This window comes from Streptomyces sp. NTH33, from assembly GCF_003236365.1.
Classification (GTDB): Bacteria; Actinomycetota; Actinomycetes; order Streptomycetales; family Streptomycetaceae; genus Streptomyces.
On sequence record NZ_POTZ01000040.1, the window covers coordinates 18,705 to 27,765 of the forward strand.

General features: G+C 69.4%; 9 protein-coding genes. 8 read left to right on the forward strand and 1 reads right to left on the reverse strand.

Annotated features, from left to right (window positions below; translation table 11 throughout):
• Window positions 1-574 precede the first annotated feature (574 nt).
• On the forward strand, window positions 575-814 hold the full coding sequence (locus C1I97_RS06595) for a hypothetical protein (protein ID WP_146608168.1): 240 nt from the start codon (window positions 575-577) through the stop codon (window positions 812-814).
• Entirely contained in the window at window positions 811-2,121 is a 1,311-nt protein-coding gene (locus C1I97_RS06600; protein ID WP_111002285.1) for a helicase-associated domain-containing protein, read from the forward strand. Before C1I97_RS06595 ends, C1I97_RS06600 begins: the two co-directional genes overlap by 4 nt.
• A 448-nt stretch (window positions 2,122-2,569) precedes the next feature.
• Here C1I97_RS06600 and C1I97_RS06605 read toward each other — a convergent pair whose 3' ends face one another.
• Window positions 2,570-3,157: a helix-turn-helix domain-containing protein gene (locus C1I97_RS06605; protein ID WP_111002286.1), complete on the reverse strand. Its 588-nt coding sequence runs from the start codon at window positions 3,155-3,157 to the stop codon at window positions 2,570-2,572.
• 246 nt (window positions 3,158-3,403) lie between these two features.
• On the opposite strand from C1I97_RS06605, the gene C1I97_RS06610 reads away from it, so the two are divergent.
• The 6 genes from C1I97_RS06610 (at window position 3,404) to C1I97_RS06640 (ending at window position 8,933) form a co-directional block, all read left to right on the forward strand.
• Window positions 3,404-4,648 (forward strand): plasmid pRiA4b ORF-3 family protein, encoded by a 1,245-nt coding sequence (locus tag C1I97_RS06610; protein ID WP_111002293.1) that lies wholly within the window; start codon window positions 3,404-3,406, stop codon window positions 4,646-4,648.
• Between the two features lie 78 nt (window positions 4,649-4,726).
• Window positions 4,727-5,008 (forward strand): CopG family transcriptional regulator, encoded by a 282-nt coding sequence (locus C1I97_RS06615; RefSeq protein ID WP_258382447.1) that lies wholly within the window; start codon window positions 4,727-4,729, stop codon window positions 5,006-5,008.
• A complete protein-coding gene (locus tag C1I97_RS06620; RefSeq protein ID WP_111002288.1) occupies window positions 5,005-5,430 on the forward strand; it encodes a PIN domain-containing protein in 426 nt (141 codons plus the stop codon). The genes C1I97_RS06615 and C1I97_RS06620 overlap by 4 nt, the downstream gene beginning before the upstream one ends.
• A gap of 344 nt (window positions 5,431-5,774) precedes the next feature.
• Window positions 5,775-6,662 carry a prohibitin family protein gene (locus C1I97_RS06625; RefSeq protein WP_111002289.1) on the forward strand — a complete coding sequence of 296 codons (888 nt, stop codon included), beginning with the start codon at window positions 5,775-5,777 and terminating at the stop codon, window positions 6,660-6,662.
• 1,198 nt (window positions 6,663-7,860) lie between these two features.
• On the forward strand, window positions 7,861-8,517 hold the full coding sequence (locus tag C1I97_RS06635; RefSeq protein WP_111002291.1) for a YeeE/YedE family protein: 657 nt from the start codon (window positions 7,861-7,863) through the stop codon (window positions 8,515-8,517).
• Window positions 8,517-8,933, forward strand: coding sequence for a YeeE/YedE thiosulfate transporter family protein (locus C1I97_RS06640; RefSeq protein ID WP_111002292.1), 417 nt, complete (start codon window positions 8,517-8,519; stop codon window positions 8,931-8,933). Before C1I97_RS06635 ends, C1I97_RS06640 begins: the two co-directional genes overlap by 1 nt.
• The last annotated feature ends 128 nt before the right edge of the window (window positions 8,934-9,061 follow it).

Below are 9,061 nucleotides of genomic sequence, written 5' to 3' on the forward strand. Positions count from 1 at the left end.
GGCCCGCGTGCCCACGCACGTCCACCTCTCCGGGGACAACGGGAACAGCCGATCCCCGCACCTGGCACCCCGGTGGTGCGGAACAATGGCCCTGTGAACGACGACACGCAACTGCTGTCCCAGGTACGGTCGCTGCGGAAGAAGGGCAGCGGACCGAAGCAGATCGCGCGGGCGCTCGGACTGAAACCGGCCCGGGCGAGTGCGCTGGTGCGCCAGGTGGCCCACGAACAGCAGAGCACGGCCGCGCCGACCGCGCGCCCGGTGGTGGGCTGCTGGGTGAGCGCCGGCTGGAGCACCGGCCTGGAGCTGTCCGAGGCCCCCGACTGGGCGCGTGCCGACGCCGAGGATCCCGAGGTTGCCGGTTTCGCCCAGGTTCTGATCGCCCGCCAGGAGCGTGCCAGCCGGGTCACCGTCTGCGGGTTCCTGGTCGACGTCTACTGCCTCGGCGTCAAGGACACCGTCGGCCCACAGGTGATGGGCGGAGGATCGCTGGACGCCTACGTACGCGACTACTACCGGGCGGGCGTTCGACCAACCGGCGCTGCGGATCGGCCTGGAGCAGGCGCAGAGCATCGTGCACGGTGGTGTGGCCTACGCCCGCACCTTCGGCTTCGAGCCCGCGCCGGACTTCGCGCAGGTCTCCGTACACCTCGGCGAGCCCGGCCCGGCCACCCCGCGGATCGGCTTCGGTCGCCAAGGGAAGCCGTTCTACATCAACGGCCCACGCGACGACGTCCAGAAGATCGTACGCACGCTGGAGCGGACCTGCGGCGCAGGCAACTACCACTACGTCCCGGGGACGGGGCCTCTGTGACCAGCGACCACGACGAGCATCAGGTACGCACGACCGAGCACGAGGCGCAGGCCAACCTGAAGGCGGTGCTTCAGCTGTGCGCGGCAGGCCGGCTGCGCTGCAGCGAGAAGACACTCCGCCCGTCCGCGGCGACGGTCAAGGCGGTCGCGGAGGTGCTCAGCGGCGGCGACTTCTACGCCGAGGAACCGATCGCTTCCTTCGCCTGGCCGCTGCTGCTCCAGGCCGGCGGACTCGCCGAACTCACCTCCGGAAAACTCGCACTGACCGCACACGGCAGGGCGGCGCTGACCAAACCGACACACGACACGCTCGCCCTGCTGTGGCGGCGCTGGCTCAGCCGCGGCGTGATCGACGAGTTCTCCCGGGTCGAAGCGATCAAGGGCCAGCGCGTGGCGAACGTTCTCACCGCTGTCAAGCCGCGCCGGGCCCAGGTCGGCGCGGCCCTGGCCGCCTGTGCACCCGGTGAGTGGACCGACGTCGACACGCTCTTCCGCACCATGCGCAAGGCCGGTCACGATCCCAAGATCGTCCGCAGTGAGCGCGCCCTGTGGAAGCTCTACCTGGAAGACCCCGAATACGGCAGTCTCGGCTATGACGGGTTCCACAACTGGGAACTCCTCCAGGGCCGCTACACCCTCGCCGTGCTCTTCGAGTACGCCGCAGTCCTCGGCCTGATCGACGTGGACCACCGGCCGCCGGTGGGCGCCCGCGACGACTACCGCGACAACTGGGGCGCCGACTGGACCGACTGCATCAGCCGCTACGACGGCCTTCTCGCCCTCCGCCTCAACCCGCTCGGAGCCTATGCCACCGGGCAGACCGCCACCTACCTCCCCGCACCGGCCGGCACCACCCCGAAGAGTACTGGCGGCCTGAAGGTGCTCCCCAACCACGACGTGGTGGCCCTCGACGGACTCGCCCCCGCCGAGACCCTCCTCCTCGACGCCTTCGCTGAGCGCACCGGCGACCGCGTGTGGGCCCTGACCTCCGCCTCGCTGCTCGCCGCCGTCGACACGGGCCGCGATCTCGCCGAACTCCGCCAGCATCTGGACGCCACCGCCGCTCCGCTCCCGCAGACGGTCACCACCCTGCTGGCCGACGCCGCCCGCAGGGTGGGCCAGGTCCGCGACACCGGGCCGGTGCACCTCGTCGAGTGCGCGGACGCGGCCGTCGCGGCCCTCCTCGCCACCGACCGCCGCACCCGCACCCACTGCACCCGCCTCGGCGAGCGCCACCTCGTCGTCCCCCTCGACAAGCTCCCCGCCTTCCGCAAGTCCGCCCTCGCCCAGGGCTACCCCGTCGGCTGACACATGCCCTCGTGGGCACCGGGCACGGACCGGCACAGTCAGTGGTCTGACCAAGAGGAACCCGCTGTCCGCTGGTTGCAGTTCTGGTTGCATTCACCTCCGTCCAGAACCGTCCGTTCACCACTCAACCCCACGCCTCACCGCAGGTCAGGACATCTCCGCACACCCCCGAACCCCCGGGCGAACATTTGGAAAGCGTGTTGGGGGCAACCCCTCACGAGTTCGAATCTCGTATCCTCCGCAGCCGCCTGAACAGGCGAAACGAAGACCCCGGACCGCTCAGCGGCCGGGGTCTTCGGCATGCCCCGGTCTCAGTTTTGGTCTCATTCGCTTCCGACATTCACGACATTCCACCCAGGAGTGGCAAGGTACTCCCTCCCGGCGGCCGGCGGTCACTCCAGTCGGTTTGTGCTCCGGACCTGGGCCGGGGTCCGCTCCCGTTCCGTTCCTACAGGTGGGCGACGTAGTGGTAGTTGCCGTTCCCGCAGGTGCGTTCCAGGGTCTGGACCACCTTGCGCGGGTTGTCGTAGGGGCCGGAGAAGTAGAACGGTTTGCCGTCCCGGCCGAAGCCTATGGTGAGCCGGTCGCCAGGTGGCGTGCCCAGGTGTACGGCAGCGTCGGCGAAGTCGGTGGCCGGTTCGAAGCCGAGACCGCGGGCGTAGGCGACGGCGCCGTGCACGATCGCCTGCGCCTGTTCCGCACGGATCGGCAGCGGCGAGTGGTCGAAGGCCGAGTAATACGTCGGTACGTACGTGGTCAGGGAACCGGAACCCATCACCTCGGGGCCGGTGACGTTCTTGACTCCCAGGCAGTACACGTCCACGAGGAACCCGGTGACGGTCACCCTGCTGGCACGTTCCCGGCGGGCCAGCAGGATCTGGGCGAAGCCGCCCGTGTCCGGATCCGGCTCCCGACCGACCGGGTCGGCCGCCGCCCAGTCCGGGGCTCCGGCCAGATCCAGTCCCGCGCTCCAGCCCGCGTTGACCCAGCAACCCACCACCGGCCGTTCATCCGGTGCGGTGTGGGCCTGCGCCACTTCGGCGACCTGCCTCACCAGCGCGGTGGCCTGGGGGGCGCAGCCCCAGCGCCTTCGCGATCTGCTTCGGGGTGCTGCCGCGGTCCCTCAATTCCCGGACCCGGCCCAGCAATTCCTCATGATTCGTCACCACCGTCACAATGTGGCATGTTTCACATCGCCCTCCGTGCCGAACAACAGGTTGTGGCTACGGCCCTGCCATCCTGATCCTGGGTGACACAGCATGGACGGGAACGGGTGGCCGGCATGGCTGAGACAGTGGGCAGGACCGTCGAGCAGGTGCGAGCGCTGGTCGGCTGGGTCGGCACGGGCCGCAGGCTGACGCAGACCGGCCGTGTGACGCTCGCCGACGCACGGGCGCTTCTGGAAGTTCTGGACACCGGCGACCGGATGGACCCGGTGATCGGGGAGCGTACGTTCAAGACGAAGTCCAGCGAGGAGCTGTACCACCTCACGCTGCTGGTCGAGTGGGCCAAGGCGGCGCGGCTGCTACGAGTCGCGGGCGGGCGCCTGCTGCCGGTGAAGAAGAACGCCAAGCTGGTGGACCACCCCGACGAACTGCGCGGCGCCCTGTTCGCCGCGCTGCCGCGCATCGGGCCGGCCGTGACGGTGTCCGGCTGGCTGGAGTCACTCTTCTCACACGAGTACGGCCGTGGTCTGCGTGTGCTGCTGCACCGTCTGTACACGGCCACAGCCCCAGTGCCGCTCAGTGACCTGTACGGGGTGGTGTGGCAGGCGGTCAGCCCGCTGTACGTGCTCGACGACCTGTCCCCCGACCGCCTCCGGCATCTGCGTGCCACGGGCGACCACGACGTCCAACGGGTCCTGAAGGCCATGGCCTCCTTGGACATCGTCCTCCTCACCGAGGACACCGCCGAACTGACGGCGGACGGACGCGCCGGGACGGCCCGGATGCGCGGCGAGCCCGAGCCCGGCGACGCGGTGTTGCGGATCCTCGTCGAACTCGCCGACGTGGACGACCCTCGGGTTTGGCGGCAGCTGCTGGTACCCGCCGATATCCGCCTGGATCGGCTTCACCCCGTACTCCAGGACACGATGGGCTGGCAGAACTGCCATATGCACGCGTTCACCATCGACGGCGTCCAGTACGGCCGTTCTGGCGGCGAACTCGGATTCCGCGACGAGCGCACCGCCACACTGGCCGCCCTGCTCAAACCGGGCGACCGCTTCGTGTACACGTACGACTTCGGGGACTCCTGGGAGCACCTGATCACCGTGGAGCAGTTCCAGACAGCCTCAGCCGGGCTCCACCATCCACACTGTGTGGACGGTGCCGGGGCGTGCCCGCCCGAGGACTGCGGCGGTGCCCCCGGCTACAGCGATCTCAAGGTGATCCTCGCCGACCCGGGGCACGAGGAACACCACGCCATGCTGGTGTGGCTCGGACTTCGGTCCGCCAGGGAATTCGCCCCTGAACGTTTCGCGCCGGACGAAGTCAACGCGCGGCTGCTGCGCCTCACGGCACCATGAAGGAGAAGCCGCCCGGCTGCGCCGCCGTACTCGGCACGCGCTGGTAAGGGGGACAGTACCACGAGTATGGTCTCTTGTATGGCGATGACCAAGAAGGTGACGGTGACGATCCCCGAGGATCTCCTCGACGAGATTCGCGCGGAGGCGGCGGAACGGGGCCTGTCGGCGTACGTCGCCGAGGCTCTGCGCTTCAAGCGCGACCGGGACCGGCTGCGGGAACTGGCCGACTGGCTGCAGGAGGAACACGGCCCCCTCACCGAGGAGGAGCGCACGGCAGCGCTCGAGGAGTTGGAGGATCTCGACGCCGAGCACGAGCGCCGCCGCACCGAAGGAAAGCACAACTCCGGAGAGGCCGCGTGAAGAAACGGGTCGCTGAGCACAGGCAGCGGCCATTGCGCGTCTTCGTACTCGACTGCGAAGCCCTGTCCCTGGCCGTGCGTGGCGACCGCAAGGTGATCGCCTGGCTCGACCTCGCGGCCCGAGGTGAAGCCGAGGTGGTGACGTCTCCGATGACGCTGGTCGAGGCGTACGACGGCAGAACCACCGAGCAGCGCTGGGACTGGGTGCTCTCCCGGCTCGAAGTCGCCGACATCGGAAAGGACGAGGCCCGCCAGGCCCGCCGCCTCCTGGCCGACGCCAGGCTGCACGGCCACAAGTACGCGATCGACGCCGTGCTCGCCGTCATCGCGCGACAGCAGAAGGGGCAGGTCACCGTCTTCACCTCGGACGTGGACGACCTGGAGCGGCTGGTCCCGGACTCGGTCGTCGTCAAGAAGGTATGACCCGGCCCTCCGGTCTCAGTTCTGGTCTCATTCACGCCCGTCCAGCACCGTCCAGAAGCCTTGTCCCGAGGCGCTCCGCCCCAGGTCAGAACGCCCCTGTCCCTCCCCGGACCCCCGGGCGAACATTTGGAAAGCGTGTGGGGGGCGACCCCTCACGCGTTCGCATCCCGTCTCCTCCGCCTCGGCCCACCAAGGCGGCCGAAGGGCCCTGGTCGCAGTTCGTCGCCGGGTGGCGTGACGCCACTTGCGAACGCCCGGTGATCTTTGCGCACTTCGGATGCCATATCCTCCCCTGACGAGCGGCGCCGGGGGGTGCCGCTCAGGGTCTCTCAGGGGGAGTCACCGTGCTCGTACTGTCATGCCTGCTCGTTCTCACCGCCGTGGTGATGTACGTCTTCGCCCGTGCCCAGGACTCGCTCCGGCTTCGGCTGGGTGCCGGCGCCGCACTGCTCGGCAGCGTGCTCTGCGGCATCGCCAGCACCGTGTACGTCGTCAGCGCCTACGAGGTCGGCGTACCGGTGACGTTCGGCAGAGTGGGTACGCCGATGACGTCCGGGATGCATCTGAAGGCGCCGTTCACCGATGTCACGCCCTTCTCGACCCGTCCGGTCGACCTCAACCTCTCCGACAAGGACGTCGTCGAGGTGCGGTCCTCCCAGGGGGGGGTGATGTACACGGAGGTGACCGTGAAGTGGGCGGTCACACCGGCCAAGGCGGCGGAGCTGTACCGGCTGGCAGGGAGCGAGGATGCCATTCAGCAGCGACTGGTCTACCCGGACAGCCGGGAGATCGTCCGGAACGTCTTCGCCCGCTACACCAGCGAGCAGGGCTACGCATCGGCCCGGGAGGAGATCAACGCGGAGATCGGCAAGTTGATCAAGGAGCGACTCGCGCCCCGCGGTATCGACATCACCGCCGTGAACCTGCGCAACGTCAGGCCCTCGGACGCCCTCCAGAAGCAGATCGACCGCAAGATCCAGCAGAAGGAGGCCACCGAGCGGGCCACCGAGGCGACCCGCACGGCGGAGGAGGAGGCCAAGCGCCGCAAGATCGAAGCCGAGGGCATCGCCCGCGCCAACAAGATCCTCAACGACTCCCTGACCGACAAGGTTCTGATGAACCAGTGCATCGACGCGTACAGGGAAGCGGCCAGGGAGAACCCGGTCTACGCCGTGCCCTGCGGCTCGGGCAACGGCACCCCGGTCATCGTGGGCGGCAGCGGCCGGAACTGATTCCTCTTCCTCTTGTTCCTCTTGTTCCTCTTGCCGGCGCCAAGCCGGTGCATCGTGCTCGGCCCGCACGGGCACGCCCGGTGAACCTGTTCCCGGGCCCAGCCGCACCCGAGATCGTCCCGGGCGGCATCAAGCAGTCGCCACCGCCGGTCGCCGGCGGTGGCGACTGCTTCGTGTTTCATCACTCCGCCCGACCGGCGCGAGACCTGTCGCGCGCCGGAGGACACCCACACCCCGTCCGGGCCGCGGTCGACGGCTGGTACGCGCCGGTGACGGTGAGCCGGCGGGCCGGACGCAGGCGCCGCGTCGGCACCCGCTTCCCCACCGGTCCGCACATTCGTTCATGATTTACAACGTTCACATTCCCGCCACAGAAGAAACCGATATCCGCATCACCTCCACAAACAACGAATCGGATCGGCACAATCGAACGGACCTCGCTTTGAGCAGGCGAATACCGGGAAATCGGAGATGGGCGGGCACGTCCATCGCATGGCATATCTCACTGAGCGGCACAGGAAAGTTCCCAAAACTTGCCCGGAACACCGGAACAGTGATTGCATCTCGGCCGAGCGCGGTGACGGTCGGTCACAGCACGCGCTGTGCCTGCATTTTCCGACGCTTCGAGGTCGTCGACCGGGCGCGGTAAGGACAAGAACCGAGAACGGCAACCGCCCGCCCGACCGGGCGGAACGCGCCGGCCAGAAGGGAGCAGCATGGGTTGCTCGCATGCCGCGACATGCCCCCTTTTCCCCCTGCTCAGGGCGAGCTTGCAAGGGTGGCGCAGTTACTACTGCGACAGCGAGGACCAGTGGCTCGACTGTGCGCGCTACGAGTTGTCACTGACCGGCGAGCGCGTACCCATCAGCCTGCTGCCCAACGGGGCCACCGCGCGACACCTCGAACGCGCGGGCGGAGCGGGCCGTCCTGGTCCCGCCGGCCCGGGGCAGGCGGCCCGGCAGGTCCCACAGCCCCAGCCCGCGCCCCAGCCCGAGCCGTCAGGATGCGGGACCGCGGCGCCGAGGACCACGGCCGCGTTCGAAGTGCCACCCCCGTCGGCACCGGTCCGGCCGGGCCCCTCGTCACCGCCCCTACGGACCACCCAGCCGCCGGACCGCCCCCTTGGACACAGACGCCGAGCGAACAGTCCGAAGCGCGGCTGGTGGGCTCGACTCGCCGATTGGATGAGAAACCCCGCATGAGTACGTACTGGCCCTGGTGGGCGGGCGCCATCGGGCTCGCCCTGGTCACCATCAACTACGCCCTCATCACCGATCGGTCCTTCGGGGTGTCGGCGGCGTGGGATCGCGTGCTGCACTGGCGCCGTGAACGCCGCCTCGAGCGGATGGAGGAGGAGTTCACCGACGACCAGGCTCTCGTCGAGGCGCTTGCCGCGGCCACCGCGGAGCACTTCGGAACCGGTGCCGGCGCGCCCGCCGCGCCGCAGGTGCCGTACGGGGAGTCGCAGCCGCCGCCCCCGGACGGCGGACGGACGGCCGACGAGACCGCCTCCGTCACGAGCGCGGGACCGGCCCCGTTGGTCACCCAGGCCGCCCTGCTGGTGTCGGTCTTCCTCGGCGGGTTGATCGCCGCGTTCGCCTCCGGGCGGTTCCAGCTCCGCTACGACATGGGGCCGGGCTTCCGGGACCTGGTCACCGCCGATCCGGTCACCATGGTCGCCCTGCTGTTCCTGGGCGGCGTGCTGGTCGGTTTCGGCACTCGACTGGCCGGCGGGTGCAGCTCCGGCCACGGACTCAACGGCTGCGGCCGTCTGCGCCCGGTCAGCATCGTCGCGACCGCCGTGTTCTTCGGCACCGCCGTCGGGGTGTCGTTCCTCCTGTGGAAGGTGATCTGATGCGTACCCGGGGCGCGGTTCTGCTGGCCAACATCATCACCGGGCTGGCCCTCGGCTACACCGTCACCAGCATCGGCTTCGGCGACTACGCCGAGCTGAACCGCATGTTCACCTTCCAGGACCTGCGCATGTTCCTCTCCTTCGCCGGCGCGGTCGCCATCATCGTGTGCGCGTTCGCGCTGCTGCGGGTCCGCCGCACCCCGGGACGCATCCACGCCGGCGTGATCCCCGGCGCGGTGCTGTTCGGTACGGGCTGGGCGATCTCGGGCGGCTGTCCGGCGATCCCGATCATTCAGGTCGCCAGCGGATACCTGCCCGCCCTGGTCACCATCGCCGGGATCGTCGTCGGTATCCGGCTGTGCCGCTGGGCCAGTGCCCGGTACTTCCAGCTCGACCGCGGCTCCTGCGGGCTGTAGCCGGGCACCGGCGGTCAGGTCCTCTTCCCGGCCGTTCCCCCGGGGGAGCGTGTCGTCGTGGTGCGGCTGGTGCCGCGGGCGGAGGCGGAGACGGGAGGGGAGCTGGAGGGCTCGCGGTGGCGTGGAGT